Origin of the sequence: Bradyrhizobium sp. CCBAU 45394 (assembly GCF_028128655.1) — a bacterium.
In the GTDB taxonomy this organism is placed as follows: Bacteria; Pseudomonadota; Alphaproteobacteria; order Rhizobiales; family Xanthobacteraceae; genus Bradyrhizobium; species Bradyrhizobium diazoefficiens.
In genome coordinates this window covers 692,120-708,336 of sequence record NZ_LBIX01000176.1, presented here as the reverse complement: position 1 = coordinate 708,336, position 16,217 = coordinate 692,120, and the positions used below count along the sequence as shown (strand labels likewise).

Annotated in this window: 16 protein-coding genes; 13 read left to right on the top strand and 3 right to left on the bottom strand. The window is 63.8% G+C overall.

The genetic code is table 11. The features are described from left to right. Positions 1 to 187 precede the first annotated feature (187 nt). From adh to WN73_RS40755, 10 genes are all read left to right on the top strand, one after another. Positions 188 to 1,705, top strand: coding sequence for an aldehyde dehydrogenase (gene adh, locus WN73_RS40800; protein ID WP_110116126.1), 1,518 nt, complete (start codon positions 188 to 190; stop codon positions 1,703 to 1,705). 226 nt (positions 1,706 to 1,931) lie between these two features. Further along, positions 1,932 to 2,954 (top strand): pyruvate dehydrogenase (acetyl-transferring) E1 component subunit alpha, encoded by a 1,023-nt coding sequence (gene pdhA, locus WN73_RS40795; RefSeq protein WP_011087551.1) that lies wholly within the window; start codon positions 1,932 to 1,934, stop codon positions 2,952 to 2,954. 29 nt (positions 2,955 to 2,983) lie between these two features. Continuing rightward, positions 2,984 to 4,375: a pyruvate dehydrogenase complex E1 component subunit beta gene (locus WN73_RS40790; RefSeq protein ID WP_028171819.1), complete on the top strand. Its 1,392-nt coding sequence runs from the start codon at positions 2,984 to 2,986 to the stop codon at positions 4,373 to 4,375. A 3-nt stretch (positions 4,376 to 4,378) separates the two neighbouring features. Beyond that, on the top strand, positions 4,379 to 4,681 hold the full coding sequence (locus WN73_RS40785) for a DUF5076 domain-containing protein (protein ID WP_008142223.1): 303 nt from the start codon (positions 4,379 to 4,381) through the stop codon (positions 4,679 to 4,681). A gap of 2 nt (positions 4,682 to 4,683) precedes the next feature. Beyond that, the gene (locus WN73_RS40780; RefSeq protein ID WP_027548267.1) at positions 4,684 to 5,136 is read left to right on the top strand and encodes a nucleoside deaminase; all 453 of its coding nucleotides are present in this window, start codon (positions 4,684 to 4,686) and stop codon (positions 5,134 to 5,136) included. 62 nt (positions 5,137 to 5,198) lie between these two features. Then, entirely contained in the window at positions 5,199 to 6,554 is a 1,356-nt protein-coding gene (locus tag WN73_RS40775) for a pyruvate dehydrogenase complex dihydrolipoamide acetyltransferase (RefSeq protein WP_011087547.1), read from the top strand. An 8-nt stretch (positions 6,555 to 6,562) separates the two neighbouring features. Beyond that, entirely contained in the window at positions 6,563 to 6,796 is a 234-nt protein-coding gene (locus WN73_RS40770; protein WP_028171820.1) for a hypothetical protein, read from the top strand. 17 nt (positions 6,797 to 6,813) lie between these two features. After that, positions 6,814 to 8,235, top strand: coding sequence for a dihydrolipoyl dehydrogenase (gene lpdA, locus WN73_RS40765; RefSeq protein ID WP_011087546.1), 1,422 nt, complete (start codon positions 6,814 to 6,816; stop codon positions 8,233 to 8,235). A gap of 229 nt (positions 8,236 to 8,464) precedes the next feature. Further along, positions 8,465 to 9,706, top strand: a complete 1,242-nt coding sequence (locus WN73_RS40760) for a threonine synthase (RefSeq protein ID WP_028171821.1) — start codon at positions 8,465 to 8,467, stop codon at positions 9,704 to 9,706. A 208-nt stretch (positions 9,707 to 9,914) separates the two neighbouring features. Beyond that, the gene (locus tag WN73_RS40755) at positions 9,915 to 10,886 is read left to right on the top strand and encodes a tripartite tricarboxylate transporter substrate binding protein BugD (RefSeq protein WP_028171822.1); all 972 of its coding nucleotides are present in this window, start codon (positions 9,915 to 9,917) and stop codon (positions 10,884 to 10,886) included. Positions 10,887 to 10,955: 69 nt separating this feature from the next. On the opposite strand, the gene WN73_RS40750 is transcribed toward WN73_RS40755, so the two are convergent. The 3 genes from WN73_RS40750 to WN73_RS40740 form a co-directional block, all read right to left on the bottom strand. Beyond that, the gene (locus WN73_RS40750; RefSeq protein ID WP_028171823.1) at positions 10,956 to 11,342 is read right to left on the bottom strand and encodes a response regulator transcription factor; all 387 of its coding nucleotides are present in this window, start codon (positions 11,340 to 11,342) and stop codon (positions 10,956 to 10,958) included. A gap of 86 nt (positions 11,343 to 11,428) precedes the next feature. Next, positions 11,429 to 12,094: a response regulator transcription factor gene (locus WN73_RS40745; protein ID WP_011087542.1), complete on the bottom strand. Its 666-nt coding sequence runs from the start codon at positions 12,092 to 12,094 to the stop codon at positions 11,429 to 11,431. After that, complete coding sequence (locus tag WN73_RS40740; protein WP_039184555.1) at positions 12,091 to 14,529, bottom strand: PAS domain S-box protein; 2,439 nt, start codon at positions 14,527 to 14,529, stop codon at positions 12,091 to 12,093. The genes WN73_RS40745 and WN73_RS40740 overlap by 4 nt, the downstream gene beginning before the upstream one ends. A gap of 710 nt (positions 14,530 to 15,239) precedes the next feature. Here WN73_RS40740 and WN73_RS40735 point away from each other — a divergent pair. The 3 genes from WN73_RS40735 to WN73_RS40725 all read left to right on the top strand — a co-directional run bounded on the left by WN73_RS40735 (position 15,240) and on the right by WN73_RS40725 (position 16,173). After that, entirely contained in the window at positions 15,240 to 15,611 is a 372-nt protein-coding gene (locus tag WN73_RS40735) for a hypothetical protein (protein ID WP_236842062.1), read from the top strand. Continuing rightward, positions 15,608 to 15,796, top strand: a complete 189-nt coding sequence (locus WN73_RS40730; RefSeq protein ID WP_060912348.1) for a hypothetical protein — start codon at positions 15,608 to 15,610, stop codon at positions 15,794 to 15,796. The genes WN73_RS40735 and WN73_RS40730 overlap by 4 nt, the downstream gene beginning before the upstream one ends. 212 nt (positions 15,797 to 16,008) lie before the next feature. Beyond that, positions 16,009 to 16,173: a hypothetical protein gene (locus WN73_RS40725; protein ID WP_271557920.1), complete on the top strand. Its 165-nt coding sequence runs from the start codon at positions 16,009 to 16,011 to the stop codon at positions 16,171 to 16,173. The last annotated feature ends 44 nt before the right edge of the window (positions 16,174 to 16,217 follow it).

Below are 16,217 nucleotides of genomic sequence, written 5' to 3'. Positions count from 1 at the left end.
GTGACGATGTGGAAGCCGCGAGCCCTCGATCTTGCACCTGCCTCACCCCGGACCTGTCGCAGAACTGCGACAGGTCCGCTCCGCCATCGCTCCTATCAGGGCTGACAGGAAACGCCTCCCGCATCATCGTCGGCGCAAGTCGCGACCAGCGACGAATTGCGCAAACAGCAAACATCGGGAGTGATCAATGAACAAGGTGGAATTCCTCAGCGTCACCAAAGTTCCCTTCGCCGAACGCTACGACAACTTCATCGGCGGCAAGTTCGTCGCGCCGATCTCGGGCAAATATTTCGACAATGCCTCGCCGGTGAACGGACAGATCGTCTGCAAGATCGCACGCTCCGACGCGCAGGACGTCGAAGCTGCGCTCGACGCGGCGCATGCCGCCAAGGCCGGTTGGGGGAGCACCAGCGTCGCCGAGCGCGCCGCGATCCTGAACAAGATCGCCGACCGCATGGAAGAGAATCTCGAGCGCCTCGCGATCGCCGAGACCTGGGACAACGGCAAGCCGATCCGCGAGACTCGCGCCGCCGACATCCCGCTCGCCATCGACCACTTCCGCTATTTCGCCGGCGTCGTCCGCGCCCAGGAAGGCTCGATCGGCGAGATCGACCACGATACCATCGCCTATCATTTCCACGAGCCGCTCGGTGTGGTCGGCCAGATCATCCCCTGGAACTTCCCGCTGCTGATGGCCTGCTGGAAACTCGCCCCGGCGCTCGCCGCCGGCAATTGCGTCGTGCTCAAGCCCGCCGAGCAGACCCCGGCCTCGATCATGGTCTGGGCCGAGATCATCGGCGACCTGCTGCCGCCCGGCGTCCTCAACATCGTCAACGGCTTTGGCCTCGAAGCCGGCAAGCCGCTGGCCTCGAGCCCGCGCATTGCCAAGATCGCCTTCACCGGCGAGACCTCGACGGGCCGGCTGATCATGCAATATGCCAGCCAGAACCTGATCCCGGTCACGCTGGAGCTCGGCGGCAAGTCGCCGAACATCTTCTTCAAGGACGTCACCGCCGAGGACGACGACTTCTTCGACAAGGCGATCGAAGGCTTCGTCATGTTCGCGCTGAACCAGGGCGAGGTCTGCACCTGCCCGAGCCGGGCGCTGGTCCACGCCGACATCTATGACCGCTTCATGGAGCGGGCGCTGAAGCGCGTCGCCGCGATCAAGCAGGGCGACCCGCGTGCGGCCGACACCATGATCGGTGCACAGGCCTCGGGTGAGCAGCTCGCCAAGATCCTCTCCTATATCGACATCGGCAAGCAGGAGGGCGCCAAGGTGCTGGCGGGCGGTGGTCGTGCCGAGCTCGGCGGCGATCTTTCGGGCGGCTTCTACGTCCAGCCGACGGTGTTCGAGGGCCACAACAAGATGCGAATCTTCCAGGAGGAGATCTTTGGTCCCGTCGTCTCGGTCACGACCTTCAAGACCGACGAGGAGGCGCTCGCGATCGCCAACGACACGCTCTACGGTCTCGGCGCCGGTGTCTGGAGCCGCGATGCCAACCGCTGCTACCGCTTCGGCCGGGCGATCCAGGCCGGCCGGGTCTGGACCAATTGCTACCATGCCTATCCCGCGCATGCGGCGTTCGGTGGCTACAAGCAGTCGGGCGTCGGTCGCGAGACCCACAAGATGATGCTCGATCACTACCAGCAGACCAAGAATCTCCTGGTCAGCTACAGCCCGAAGAAGCTCGGCTTCTTCTGATCGGAACAGGAGCGGGCGGCGCCGTTCTGGCGCCGCTCGTTCCGGTAAACGGGACCTGGCCCGCACGGCGTTAGATTTGTTGCCTGATCAGCGCCAAAGATTTTCCAATATTTCGATCACGTTGCAGTGCGGCATAATGAATGTCGTGTCATGCCGCCGCGGTGCTTTCCAAGGGTGTTTGACTTGGGTTAGAGAGGACGAAAGTTTTCTCTGACCCGGAATTCCCATGGCCGCACCCAAGAAAGCCGCCGCAAGCGCTCCACAGGACAAGACCAACGGCGGTTCGCCCCCGGAATTCACCAGGGAGCAGGAGCTCAAGGCGCTCCGCGACATGCTCCTGATCCGCAGGTTCGAGGAAAAGGCCGGCCAGCTCTACGGCATGGGCGCGATCGGCGGCTTCTGCCACCTCTATATCGGCCAGGAGGCCGTGGTGGTCGGCATGCAGATGGCTCTCAAGGAGGGCGATCAGGTCATCACCGGCTATCGCGACCACGGTCACATGCTCGCGACCGGCATGGACGCCAACGGCGTCATGGCCGAGCTCACGGGACGCCGCGGCGGCTATTCCAAGGGCAAGGGCGGCTCCATGCACATGTTCAGCAAGGAGAAGCACTTTTACGGCGGCCACGGCATCGTCGGTGCCCAGGTCTCGCTCGGCACGGGTCTGGCCTTCGCCAACAACTATCGCGGCAACGGCAATGTCAGCGTCACCTATTTCGGCGACGGCGCGGCCAACCAGGGCCAGGTCTATGAGAGCTTCAACATGGCGGAGCTCTGGAAGCTGCCGGTGATCTATGTCATCGAGAACAACCGCTACGCCATGGGCACCGCGGTCTCGCGCGCTTCCGCGCAGCAGGACTTCTCCAAGCGCGGCGCGTCCTTCAACATCCCCGGCCTGCAAGTCGACGGCATGGACGTCCGTGCGGTGAAGGCTGCGGGCGACGAGGCCGCCGCCTGGTGCCGCGCCGGCAAGGGGCCGATGATCCTGGAAATGCAGACCTACCGCTATCGCGGCCACTCGATGTCCGACCCTGCAAAATACCGCACGCGCGAGGAGGTCGAGAAGGTCCGCCACGATCAGGACCCGATCGAGCAGGTGCGCAACCGCCTGTTGACCGCCAAGGTCAGCGAGGCCGATCTCAAGGCGATCGACGCCGAGGTGCGCGATATCGTCAACGCGTCTGCCGACTTTGCCCAGCATGATCCCGAGCCGGATGCCGCCGAGCTCTGGACCGACGTTTACCGCTGAACGCGCGCAAGCTTTCTTTTGGAGCCGATATGCCAATTCAAGTGCTGATGCCCGCGTTGTCGCCCACGATGGAAAAGGGCAACCTCGCCAAATGGCTGAAAAAAGAGGGTGAGGCCATCAAGTCCGGCGATGTCATCGCCGAGATCGAGACCGACAAGGCGACCATGGAGGTCGAGGCGACCGACGAGGGCACGCTCGGCAAGATCCTGATCCCCGAAGGCACCGCCGACGTCGCCGTCAACACGCCGATCGCGACGATTCTTGCCGACGGTGAGAGCGCCGCTGATCTCGCAAAGGCGCCCGCGCCGGCCCCGCAGCCGAAGGCCGCCGAATCCGCAGCCCCTGCCGCCGCAAAGGCCGAGGCACCCGCGCCCAGGGCTGCGCCGTCCGCACCGCAAGCCGTCGCCGAGCCCGATCCGGAAGTGCCCGCCGGCACCGAGATGGTGACGCAGACCATCCGCGAAGCGCTGCGCGATGCCATGGCCGAAGAGATGCGCCGCGACGCCGACGTCTTCGTGATGGGCGAAGAGGTTGCCGAGTATCAGGGCGCCTACAAGGTCACCCAGGGCCTGCTCCAGGAATTCGGCGCCAAGCGCGTGATCGACACGCCGATCACCGAGCACGGCTTTGCCGGCATCGGCGTCGGCGCCGCGATGACCGGGCTGAAGCCGGTCGTCGAGTTCATGACCTTCAACTTCGCGATGCAGGCGATCGACCAGATCATCAACTCCGCCGCCAAGACGCTCTATATGTCCGGCGGCCAGATGGGGTGCTCGATCGTGTTCCGCGGCCCGAACGGCGCCGCCGCGCGCGTCGCCGCGCAGCACAGCCAGGACTATTCATCCTGGTATTCGAACGTTCCGGGTCTCAAGGTCGTCGCGCCGTTCTCGGCCGCGGATTACAAGGGCCTGCTCAAGGCCGCGATCCGCGATCCCAATCCGGTGATCTTCCTCGAGAACGAGGTGCTCTACGGCCACACCGGCGAAGTGCCAAAGCTCGACGACTTCGTGATCCCGATCGGCAAGGCGCGCATCGTGCGCTCCGGCAGCCACGTCACAATCATCTCCTGGTCGAACGGCATGACCTATGCGCTCAAGGCCGCCGACGAGCTCGCCAAGGACGGCATCGAGGCCGAGGTGATCGACCTGCGCACGCTGCGCCCGATGGACACCGAGACCATCGTCAACTCGGTCAAGAAGACGGGGCGCGCCGTCACGGTGGAAGAGGGCTGGGCCCAGAGCGGCGTCGGCGCCGAGATCGCCGCACGGATCATGGAGAACGCCTTCGACTATCTGGACGCGCCCGTTGCGCGCGTCTCCGGCAAGGACGTGCCGATGCCCTATGCCGCGAATCTGGAGAAGCTCGCGCTGCCGTCGGCGGCGGAAGTCGTCGAGGCCGCCAAAGCCGTCTGCTACAGGTAGACCATGGCGGGCCCGAAGGAGCAGCCACTGCCACCCGACGTCATGACCCGCGAGGACGCGGTCGAGATCCTGCGCGTGTTCGTGCTGGACGGCGGGCTGTCGATGGCGTTCCAGCGCGCCTTCGAGGAACCCGACATGTGGGGCCTCTTGCTCGTCGATCTTGCCCGTCACGCCGCGCGCGCCTATGCGCGCGAGAGCGAATATACCGAGGAGGACGCGTTGAGCCGGATCCTCGAGATGTTCCAGGCCGAGATCGAGCGCCCCACGGACACCGGCACCACGACGCCGCGCGGGAAGGGGCACTGACAGTGGCGATCGAATCCTATCACTTCGATTTCATGCTGGAGGCGATCCGCGAGGCGGAGGCCTCGATCGCGCAGGGCGGCCTGCCGATCGGCGCCGTGCTGACGCGCGACAACCAGATCATCGCCCGCGGTCACAACAACCGCGTGCAGGAGAACAACGTGATCCTGCACGGCGAGATGAGCTGCCTGCGCGAGGCCGGCGCGATCACATTCCACGACACCGTCATGTACACCACGCTGTCGCCATGCTCGATGTGTGCCGGCGCGCTCGCATTGTTCAAGGTGAAGCTGGTGGTGATCGGGGAATCCGTCACCTTTCCGGGCTCCAAGGACATCCTCGACAAGTTCGGCATCCCCTGGATCGACCTTGCCGACGACCGCTCCATCACCATGATGAAGAATTGGCGTTCCATCCCTGCCAATGAGCGCCTCTGGCAGGGCGACATCGGCAACTAAACCTGGTCTGTTCGTCTTCGCTGTCGGAGACGACGTTTTGCAAAGTTCTTCTTGAGGTCAGCATGCCCATCAACATCCTGATGCCCGCTCTCTCGCCGACGATGGAGAAGGGCAACCTCGCCAAGTGGCTGAAGAAGGAAGGCGACAAGGTCAAATCCGGCGATGTCATCGCCGAGATCGAGACCGACAAGGCGACCATGGAGGTCGAGGCCATCGACGAGGGCACGATCGCCAAGATCCTGGTGCCCGAAGGCACGCAGGACGTCCCGGTCAACGACGTCATCGCCGTGCTGGCCGGTGAGGGCGAGGATGTGAAGGCCGCTGGTGCCGCCAAGCCCAGCGCCTCCGCCGCGCCGCCGAAAGCCACGGATGCTCCCGCTGCTGCGCCAGCTCCCGCGACAGCACCTGCTGCGCCCAAGGCTGCACCGCCGCCCGCCGCCGCACCCGCGCCGCAGGCTGCCGCACCGGCTGCTCAGAGCAACGGCCATGGCGGCCGCGTGTTCTCATCGCCGCTGGCGCGACGTCTGGCCAAGGACGCCGGCATCGACGTGTCGATGGTGACAGGCACCGGCCCGCACGGCCGCGTCGTCGCCCGCGACGTCGAGCAGGCCAAGTCCGGCAAGGGCCTCAAGGCGCCCGCCGCGGCGCCGTCATCCGCGCCCTCGATCGCGCCGACCATGTCGGACAAGCAGATCCTGTCGCTGTTCGAGCCCGGCTCCTACGACATCGTCCCGCACGACGGCATGCGCCGCACGATCGCGCAGCGCCTGACTGCGTCGATCCAGAACGTCCCGCATTTCTACCTCACCATCGACTGCGACATCGGCAAGCTGCTCGCCGCGCGCGAGGAGATCAATGCGGCGGCTCCCAAGGACAAGGAGAAGAAGCCGCTCTACAAGATCTCGGTCAACGACTTCGTCATCAAGGCGATGGCGGTCGCGCTCCAGAAGATCCCGAACTGCAATGTGAGCTGGACCGAAAGCGGCATGGTCAAGCATCACCATTCCGACGTCGGCGTTGCCGTGGCGATGCCCGGTGGCCTGATCACGCCGATCATCCGGAAAGCGGAGACCAAGACGCTCTCCACCATCTCCAACGAGATGAAGGACTTTGCCGCGCGCGCCCGCTCGCGCAAGCTCAAGCCCGAGGAATACCAGGGCGGCACCACCGCCGTGTCCAACCTCGGCATGTACGGCATCAGCCACTTCACCGCCGTGATCAACCCGCCGCATGCCACCATCCTCGCGGTCGGCACCAGCGAAGAACGGCCCGTGGTGCGGAATGGCAAGATCGAGATCGCGCACATGATGAGCGTGACCTTGTCGTGCGATCACCGCGCCATCGACGGCGCGCTCGGCGCCGAGCTGATCGGCGCGTTCAAGCAGCTCATCGAAAATCCGGTCATGATGATGGTCTGAGATGGCGCATGCGGACGCGCTGGCCCTGGATCTCAATGGTGATCTCGCTGGTGTTGACGCTCAGCCCGATCGGCCGCGACATCATTGAATCTGCCTTCTTTGCCGGAGAGAGACTGTCGCGCGACATCTGGAGACCCATTGCGCTGGTGATCATCGCCGTCATGGCGGCGGTCATCCTCGCGGAATGGCTGATCAGAACTTACATCCTCAATCGCCGCGCCCGCGGCGCAACGACCGCTTGAGTTGAACGGGAGCCGCCATGGCCGATACATCCTTCGACATCATCATCATCGGCTCCGGTCCCGGCGGCTATGTCACCGCGATCCGCGCCGCCCAGCTCGGCTTCAAGGTCGCGATCGTCGAAAAGTCCTACCTCGGCGGCATCTGCCTGAACTGGGGCTGCATCCCGACCAAGGCGCTGCTGCGCTCCGCCGAGATCTATCACTACATGCAGCACGCCAAGGATTACGGCCTGTCGGCCGAGAAGGTCTCGTTCGACCCGAAGGCTGTGGTGCAGCGTTCGCGTGGCGTCTCGAAGCGGCTGAATGACGGCGTCGGCTTCCTGATGAAGAAGAACAAGGTGACCGTAATCTGGGGCGCTGCCTCGATCGACGCGCCCGGCAAGGTCACCGTGAAGAAGTCCGACGTCGAAGCGCCGAAGGGCGCGCTGGGCGAGGGGACCTACCAGGCCAAGCACATCATCGTCGCGACCGGCGCGCGGCCGCGCGTGCTGCCGGGGCTCGAGCCCGACAAGAAGCTGATCTGGACCTATTTCGAGGCGATGGTGCCGGAGCGGATGCCGAAGTCGCTGCTGGTCGTCGGCTCCGGCGCGATCGGCATCGAATTCGCCTCGTTCTTCCACACCATGGGCTCTGACGTCACCGTGGTCGAGGTGCTGCCGCAGATCCTGCCGGTCGAGGACGCCGAGATCGCCGGCCTTGCGCGCAAGCGTTTCGAAAAGCAGGGCATCAAGATCCTGTCCTCGACCAAGGTGACGAAGCTCGAGAAGAAGGCCGACAGCGTCGTCGCCACCATCGACGACGGCAAGGGCAAGCCTGTGACCACCGAGTTCGAGCGCGTGATCTCGGCGGTCGGCGTCGTTGGCAACATCGAGAGCCTCGGCCTCGAAAAGCTCGGTGTCAAAACCGATCGCGGCTGCATCGTGATCGACGGTTACGGCAAGACCAACGTCCCCGGCATCTACGCCATTGGCGACGTCGCGGGCCCCCCGATGCTGGCGCACAAGGCCGAGCATGAAGGCGTGATCTGCGTCGAGGCGATCAAGGGCCTGCATCCGCATCCCATGGACAAGAACCTGATCCCGGGCTGCACCTATTGCCAGCCGCAGGTCGCCTCGGTCGGCCTCACCGAAGCCAAGGCCAAGGAGAACGGCCGCGAGATCCGCGTCGGCCGCTTCCCCTTCGTCGGCAACGGCAAGGCGATTGCGCTGGGCGAGGACCAGGGCCTGGTCAAGGTGATCTTCGACAAGAAGACCGGTCAGCTCCTCGGCGCCCACATGGTCGGCGCGGAGGTCACCGAGCTGATCCAGGGCTATGTCGTCGCCATGAATCTGGAGACGACGGAAGAAGAGCTGATGCACACCGTGTTCCCGCATCCGACGCTGTCGGAGATGATGAAGGAAGCCGTGCTGGATGCTTATGGGCGAGTGTTGAATATTTGAGGGAAGGGGGACTGCGGCGTCGGGGGCGCTCTGAGCAGTCCCGTCATCCTGAGGTGTGAGGCCGGCGGTGCGGAGCACCGTTGGCCGAGCCTCGAAGGATGAGCGGCCGAGATGCAGCCGGTCTCGTCGCCCTTCGAGGCTCACCATACGGCGCGATGCGCCGCATGGCTCGCGCCTCAAGGTGACGGATCACGTAATGAACGGAACAGAACAAGAAGAGGGCCAACCCATGCACGACAACGACAACCTCACCATCGAACGCCCGACCTTCGTCACCCATCTCGAATGCGCGATGGAAGGCGATCACTACGCGGCCGACCAGGTCCACAACCTCTCGAAAGCCGGCAAGCCGCTGCTGGTGCGCTACGACCTCGCGGGCGTGAAGAAGGCGCTGACCAAGGATGCGCTCAAGGAACGCCCCGCTGACATGTGGCGCTATCGCGAGCTGCTGCCGGTGCGCAAATGCAAGGACATCGTCTCGCTCGGCGAGGTGACGACGCCGCTGATCCGGCTGCCGAAGCTCGGAAAAAAGCTGGGCGGCGGTGAGATCATCGTGAAGGATGAGGGACGCCTGCCGACCGGCTCGTTCAAGGCGCGCGGTCTGGTGATGGCGGTGTCGATGGGCAAGGCGCTCGGCATCAAGCACATGGCGATGCCGACCAACGGCAATGCCGGTGCGGCGCTCGCGGCTTACGCGACCTCCTGCGGCATCAAGACCACGATCTTCTGCCCGGCCGATACGCCGGAAGTGAACGTCAGCGAGATCGAGCTCCAGGGTGCGACCGTCTACCGCGTCAACGGCTATATCGACGATTGCGGCAAGATCGTCGGCGAGGGCAAGGCGAAGGTCGGCTGGTTCGACACCTCCACGCTGAAGGAGCCGTACCGCATCGAAGGCAAGAAGACGATGGGCCTCGAACTCGCCGAGCAGCTCGGCTGGGACGTGCCCGACGTGATCTTCTATCCGACTGGCGGCGGCACTGGCCTGATCGGCATGTGGAAGGCCTTTGACGAGCTCGAGAAGATCGGCTTCATCGGTTCGAAGCGCCCGCGCATGGTCGCGGTGCAAGCCTCCGGGTGCGCGCCGATGGTGCGCGCCTTCGATGCCGGCACCGAGCATGCGACGCGCTGGGAGGACGCCCACACCATCGCGTCCGGCATCCGCGTGCCGCAGGCGATCGGCGATTTCCTGATCCTGCGCGCGGTGCGCGAGAGCAAGGGCTTTGCCATCGCGGTCGACGACGACAAGATCTCGGCGGCGCTGAACGAGGTCGCGCGCGAGGAGGGGCTTTTGCTGTGCCCCGAGGGCGCCGCGACCTACGCCGCTTACAAGGAAAGCCTGGCCGACGGCCGCGTCAGCAAGACCGACCGCGTGATGTTGTTCAACTGCGCGACCGGCCTGAAATACCCGCTGCCGCCGGTCACCCGCACGCTCGATCGTCACAAGCCGATCGACTTCTCGCAGTTCTAGAAATCTCTCCCTCTCCCCGTTCTTACGGGGGCGCGACGAGCTTCGCTCGCGCTGGGAGGGTTGGGGTGAGAGGCCTGCTTCCGCGCGAACACGGTGGCAGATGGGCTCGCGGAGGCTCCCGCTGACCCATTTGCTTCGCAATTCGACCTCTCCCCGCAAGCGGGGCGAGGTAAAGAAAAACAACAATGACATTGCTGGGGAGAACACAATGACGAAGGCCGTCTGGGCCGGGCTGATCGGTATTCTCGCTCTCACCGGCGCTGCGCGCGCCGACGACTATCCCTCGCATCCTATCACCATCATCGTTCCCTTCGCGGCCGGCGGCCCGTCGGATGCGATGGCGCGCGTGCTCGCCGAACGGATGCGGACGACGCTCGGCCAGCCCCTGGTGATCGAGAACGTCACCGGCGCCGGCGGTTCGATCGGCGTCGGTCGCGCCGTGCATTCGCCGGCAGACGGCTACACCATCTCGTTTGGCCATCTCGGCACCCATGTGGCCAACGGCGCCGTCTACAAGCTCAACTACGATCTCGTCGCCGATCTCGAACCGGTGGTGTTGTTGCCGAGTAACCCGATGATCGTCGTCAGCAAGAACGCGGTCCCGGCGACGTCGCTGAAAGAGCTTTTGGACTGGCTCAAGTCGCGGCCGTCGGCGGCAACCGCCGGCACGGCCGGTGCGGGCTCCGGCAGCCACATCGCCGGGGTCTATTTTGAGAGTGTCAGCGGCATCAAGCTGCAATACGTGCCGTATCGCGGCACTGCGCCCGCGCTGAACGATCTCATCGCGGGCCAGATCGACGTCATCGTCGACCAGACCTCCAACTCCATCAACCAGGTCCGCGCCGGCACCATCCGTGCCTACGCCGTCACCGACGACAAGCGCCTGTCCTCGGCGCCGGACGTCCCGACCGCGGAGGAGGCGGGCCTGAAAGGCTTCCACATGACGCTGTGGTCGGGGATGTGGGTGCCGAAGGGCACGCCGAAGGAGATCGTGACCAAGCTCAACGCCGCCGCCGTGGAGGCCCTGAACGATCCCGCCGTGAAGAAGCAGCTCGAAAGCCAGGGCCTGGAGATGACGCCGCAGGATCAGCTCACCCCTGAAGCCCTCGGCACCCGCCAGAAGGCGGAGATCGCAAAATGGTGGCCAATCATCAAGGCGGCGAATATCAAGGTGGATTAGAGCACCTTGCCGCTTCGTATGTCGCCACGACGACGAGTAGCCGCGGCCTGAGGGGCAGGCGCGGCCGCGTTACAACTTGGCTTCATCCGCCCCCGTCAGGGCCGCCTCCAGACATTGAAGCAGCTTCGGCGTGGAAAACGGCTTCGCGAGAAAGCAGGTCGCGCCGGCCTTCAGCGCGCGGTCGCGCACGGCCTCGTCGGGAAAAGCCGTCATGAAGATGAAGGGCGTGATGCGCCCGAGGCTGCGCATATGCGTCAACAGCTCGACACCGCTCATGGCCAACATCTGCACGTCGGCGATTACGCAGGAGGTCGTGTCCAGTTCGGCGGATTGAAGAAATTCGTGAGCGGAACCAAAGGTGTGGACCGTGTATCCGCGCGACGTCAGGAGGTTGTTCGTCGCAAGGCGAACGGAGGGATCATCATCAATGACGGAAATGATCGAGGGCACTGACAATATGATCGCTCCTGAACGGGGAGCCGCCGGGCACGGTTCAGCCGCTTACGGAAAGTGGGCCCCCGGAGCGGGATTGGAAAGCATACTTAGGTTTGCAGGTGACCCCTGTTGCGCGGGATTCCGAGCGCGTCGGTCATTCTGACGAGATCGGCCAATGACTTCGCCCCCATTTTCCGCATGATCTGCCCGCGATAGATCTTCACGGTGATCTCGGCCAATCCAAGTTCGGCGGCGACCTGTTTGTTCATCAGGCCGGATGCAACCAGGGCGAGCACGTCGCGCTCGCGCGCTGTCAGCCCCTCGAAACGGGATCGCACGCCCGAGATCGACTTCTCGGCATCGCGCCGCCTGCGATCCCGTTCGATCGCTGCCTGCACCGCATCCAGCATGTCCTGGTCGCGCACCGGCTTGGTCAGAAAATCGACGGCACCGCTCTTCATGGCTCTCACGGTCATGGGAATATCGCCATGACCGGTGATGAAGATAATGGGCGTGTGAATATTGGCCTTGGCGAGGTCCGCCTGGAGGTCGAGGCCGCTCGATCCTGGCAGACGGATGTCGAGCACGAGGCAACTGGGGACCGCAGGCGGTTGGGCTTCCATGATCTCCGCCGCCGAACTGAAGGCCTCGACCTTAAGGCCGACCGATTGAAAGAGATTGGTCAGCGCGCGGCGCATCGACGGATCATCATCGACGATCCGGACGATCGGGTCACCTGCGCTCGCCTGGGCCTGCTTGGCATTGTCGGTCACGACGTGTCCTTGTGCGGCAAGGGCAGGGCGATCTGGAATGTTGCACCGCTCCCCTCATTTTGAAAGGCCGAAAGCCGGCCCGCGTGAGCCTCGATGATCGATCGGCAGATCGAGAGTCCCATCCCCAGACCGCCCGACTTCGTCGTGAAGAAGGGGGTGAAGATGCGCTCCTTTACGTCTTTGCCGAGGCCGACACCGCGATCCGTCACGGTGAGGAGCAGGCGGTCGTCATCGTCGTCGTCGTCCGTCAGGCTCGAGCGGATCGCCAGTTCGCGCGGGTGGTCAACATTGGCTTGCATGGCTTCGATGCCGTTCATCACCAGGTTGATCAGCACCTGCTGGAGCTGGATCCGGTCGCCGCAAATCCTCGGCAGGTCGGACGCCAACTCCATCCGCACCGACACCCCATGGGTCGCGAGCTCGCGCCGAACGAGCGCCACCGCCTCCCGGACGACTTGGTTGATGTCGAGTGAAACCACTTCGATCTCGGTTTTCTTCGCGAGCGCCCTGATCCGGCGGATCACCTCGCTGGCCCGATTGGCGTCCTCGACAATCCATTCTGCGGAACGGCGCGCGGCCTTCAAGTCGGCGGGTTCGCGATCGAGCCAAGCGATGCAGGCGTCCGCATTGGAGATCACGGCGGCAAGAGGCTGGGTGATTTCGTGGGCAATCGAGGCGGTAAGTTCGCCAAGCGTCGTGACGCGCGTGACATGGGCGAGCTCGGCTTGTGCCTTGCGCAGCGCATCTTCAGCCTGCTCCGCGCGGATCGCCGCCGTTACATCGCTGCTGACGCCTCGATAGCCGAGAAAATGACCGTCCGCGTCATGCAAGGGCTTGCCGCTGGTGCGCACGTAAATTGGAGAGCCGTTGCGATCCCTGCCGCGGTAAACCAGATCGCGGAACGGGAGGTGGGCGTCGAGCGTCGCGCGATGCTGCTCCCACTTTCCGGGCTCGAGCTCGGCATCGGGCGGAATGTCCCACCGCGTCAGGCCGATCAAGGCCGTCGGCGCAGCACTGGCCGGATCGGAGTGTTCCGATATCTTCGTGATACGGTGATCCGGCCCGGTCTCCCAAAACCAGTCCGATGCGGTTTCAGCATAGTCGCGGAATCGCTGCTCGGATGCCTTGAGCTCGTCAAATGCCCTTTGAAGTGCTTCTTTTGCGGCGACCTGCTCGGTGACGTCCACGTGGGTACCGATAATTTCCGTCACTTCGCCGTCGCTGCCGACGACGGGATGTCCCTCGGTATGAACTCGTCGTATCGAGCCGTCCGGGCGCGCAATGCGAAAGTCAATTTCGAAGGGCTTCCTTCGCCGGAGGGCCTGACGTTCCACCTCGATGATCCGCTGGAAATCCTCGGGGAGGATGCGTTCCTGGAAAGCCCGTGCCGGTACATCGATCTGGTTCGGCTCAAATCCGAACAGGCGGTAGAGTTCAGCCGAACGGTATGCAAACTCCTGACGGCGCACATCCCAGGCCCAGCTGCTTGTATGGCTGAGCCGCTGGGCCTCGGCCAGATAGGCCTCGCTGCGACGCAGCCGCTGTTCGGCCTCCTTTGCAACCGTGACATCAGTGACGCCCCCGACAAGCTCGATGCACCCGGATCCGTGTCTCAGCGCGCGCGCCACGGAATGGAGATATTTGATTGATCCATCCGGCATCAGCAGGCGATACTCATGGTCGAAATCTTCTGCTCGTCGGGCGGCCCGATCGAGCGTCCTGCTGACCGCATCGCGATCTTCCGGATGGATGCGCTGGAAGACGAAATCCAAGGTCGGCTTCACCGCCGGGTCGCACTGGAAGATGCGAAAGGTTTGCCTTGACCAGACGATCGCGCCTGTCGCGACGTCCAGGCCGAAGCTGCCGGTGCGGCTCAGTTCCTGCGCCTCTGCGAGGTAGGCTTCGCTCTGCCGCAGCGCATCCTCCGCTTCCTTGCGCTGGGTGATATTTTCGCAGGCGACCAGCACGATCGGCGTTCCATCGCCGCGCAGCATCGCCTTGGCGTTCTCACGGACCCAAAGGACTGAGCCGTCCTTCCGGAACTTGCGAATCTCCCAGGTATGCGACTGGTCCAGGGTTTCCAGGCACAACGCTACGCATCGACGGACGGCGTCGTGGTCCTCCTCGAAGAAGACGTTGAGCACGGACTGGCCAATCAGCTCGGCCGGCGTGTAGCCCAGTTGTGCGGCGCCGAACGTATTGACGTTGAGCACTGTTCCGGCCGGATCGACCATGAAATACATGACCGGATTGTGCTCGAATACCTCACGCCACTGCTTCACGGCGTCGCGTAGATCGGCGGTGTCTTGCTGCGAGTCATCTGCGACCGCGGACGCGTCCTTCTCGCCGTTGCCGAACGATCGAAGCGCGGCAAGGCCGCCGAGCAGGAGTTGTGCTGCCGAATTCCCAAATTTCGCGATCTGGCCAGGCATCATCGCAGGCGTCCCGGCTCGCTGAGGCCAAAGCAAGTAGAGCACTTTGCAACAAGGGGAGCAATTCCTTCCGACTAAAGTGGAATCCGCCCGCCGAAACTCGCGGTTGCCGTGCAGCCAGCAGGCTTTGCCTCGTCTAATTGAAGGCGAAGGGCCGGAAAACTACGGGACAAACCTACGTATAGCTCGCGCATTCCTAATCATAGCGCACATTTACCTCCGTACAATTGAGCGGTCCGTTGCGTGCGGACTAGTCTCACGACCAATCGAGGGGACGCGATGTGCAAGGCACAAGCCAGCGATTTGCGCGATGTGCTGCTCATAGAACCAAGCTCTGCGTCCGTTGCCCCGAGTTGCCGCATGATTGGCGGGTCGTGATTGAGAGGCCGCATTTTCAAAAAACGAGCGTGGATGGCCGTGCACCAGCGTACGAGCGCAGCCACGATCATGAGAGACAGGAGGAGAGCATGATGTGCGATAGGCCTGAACACTCCGAGCGCGGTCATGATGTAAAGGGCTGCGCTGTCTGCAACGGCAAGTTTGGCCTGATCCGATATTATTCCTGGCGAACGCCGCTGTGCTCCAGAAAGTGTCTCGATCGCTTCAGGGCGCGCCGCGAGCGCGACCGCCGATGGTTGTTTCGATTTCAGGCGGCGTGAATTCCGCAATTCTGAACGGGAGGCTGTGTGCTGAACCGTGCTTGCAAGCTCCTCTTGACGATCGCGCTGTCGCTTCCGTCGATGACCGGCGTGGAGGCCGAGGAGTTTGGACAGGATGGTGCGCATCGTCATCATCCGCCCCAGGATCAGCTCCTGCACGAGAAGTTCTATTCGAACTGGCACATGCCCGACAATCCGGTGCTGAGTTGCTGCAACAGCGCGGATTGCTATCCGACAGAGGTACGGTACGTCGAAGGCAGGATCTACGCACGGCGCCGGGAAGACGGGAAGTACATCCTCATTCCGTCCCAGAAGGTGGAACGAAACAGGGATAATCCCGACGGCCGCAACCATCTTTGCGCCCCGCCGCCGTCCGCCTCTCTGGTCGACACGGTCTACTGCTTCGCGCTCGGAGGTGCCACGTGAGGTTCATACTGGTGAACGGCCGAACCCCTTTCCGCAAGACGTTCTGCCTATGGTGCTGCGAGGAGATCAGCGGCAGCTACTTGCGCGATGTCAGGACGCTGCTGCCCTACTGCGGCTACGAATGCTACGCGCTTCAGCACGAAAGGGCACCGTTGATCGAGGAACGTACGCGCGCGGCGTCTTGAGCAGACAGGCGAACGAGACGCATCGGCGGGTAGGCCTGCCGGCAGGAGAGGACACGGCATTGCGATTCATGCTCGTCAATCAGGAACGTCCCTGCCACGGCGCCGTCTGCAGCGCGTGCGCCCGGCCGCTGGGTTCGAGCTACGTCCGGCACGTGTCCAAGCAAGAGCGTTATTGCGACCAGGATTGCTACCGTCGAGATCAGCAGACCGCCATGGAACTGCTGTGGCCCTACCGCAGCTCGCTCGAGGTGATCGCGGTGCTGGCGGCGATCTCGAGCTGGAGCTGGATGATACAGATGGGCGCGCTCTCGCGCTCGCTGACCGAGGCATATCTGCGCGCCCACGACCTTCTGACCACGGAAGGAGGTGACGGCTAGCTGAACGACGCAGGCCGCGCAGAGTCGTCGGCCGCAGTCACCGC

Bases quoted from the DNA above. Each gene is read 5' to 3' on its own strand.
- WN73_RS40740 (WP_039184555.1), bottom strand. From the start codon at position 14,529: ATGATGCCTGGCCAGATCGCGAAATTTGGGAATTCGGCAGCACAACTC.
- WN73_RS40755 (WP_028171822.1), top strand. From the start codon at position 9,915: ATGACGAAGGCCGTCTGGGCCGGGCTGATCGGTATTCTCGCTCTCACC.
- WN73_RS40725 (WP_271557920.1), top strand. From the start codon at position 16,009: ATGGAACTGCTGTGGCCCTACCGCAGCTCGCTCGAGGTGATCGCGGTG.
- WN73_RS40785 (WP_008142223.1), top strand. From the start codon at position 4,379: ATGGCGGGCCCGAAGGAGCAGCCACTGCCACCCGACGTCATGACCCGC.
- WN73_RS40760 (WP_028171821.1), top strand. From the start codon at position 8,465: ATGCACGACAACGACAACCTCACCATCGAACGCCCGACCTTCGTCACC.
- WN73_RS40790 (WP_028171819.1), top strand. From the start codon at position 2,984: ATGCCAATTCAAGTGCTGATGCCCGCGTTGTCGCCCACGATGGAAAAG.
- adh (WP_110116126.1), top strand. From the start codon at position 188: ATGAACAAGGTGGAATTCCTCAGCGTCACCAAAGTTCCCTTCGCCGAA.
- lpdA (WP_011087546.1), top strand. From the start codon at position 6,814: ATGGCCGATACATCCTTCGACATCATCATCATCGGCTCCGGTCCCGGC.
- WN73_RS40770 (WP_028171820.1), top strand. From the start codon at position 6,563: ATGCGGACGCGCTGGCCCTGGATCTCAATGGTGATCTCGCTGGTGTTG.
- pdhA (WP_011087551.1), top strand. From the start codon at position 1,932: ATGGCCGCACCCAAGAAAGCCGCCGCAAGCGCTCCACAGGACAAGACC.
- WN73_RS40775 (WP_011087547.1), top strand. From the start codon at position 5,199: ATGCCCATCAACATCCTGATGCCCGCTCTCTCGCCGACGATGGAGAAG.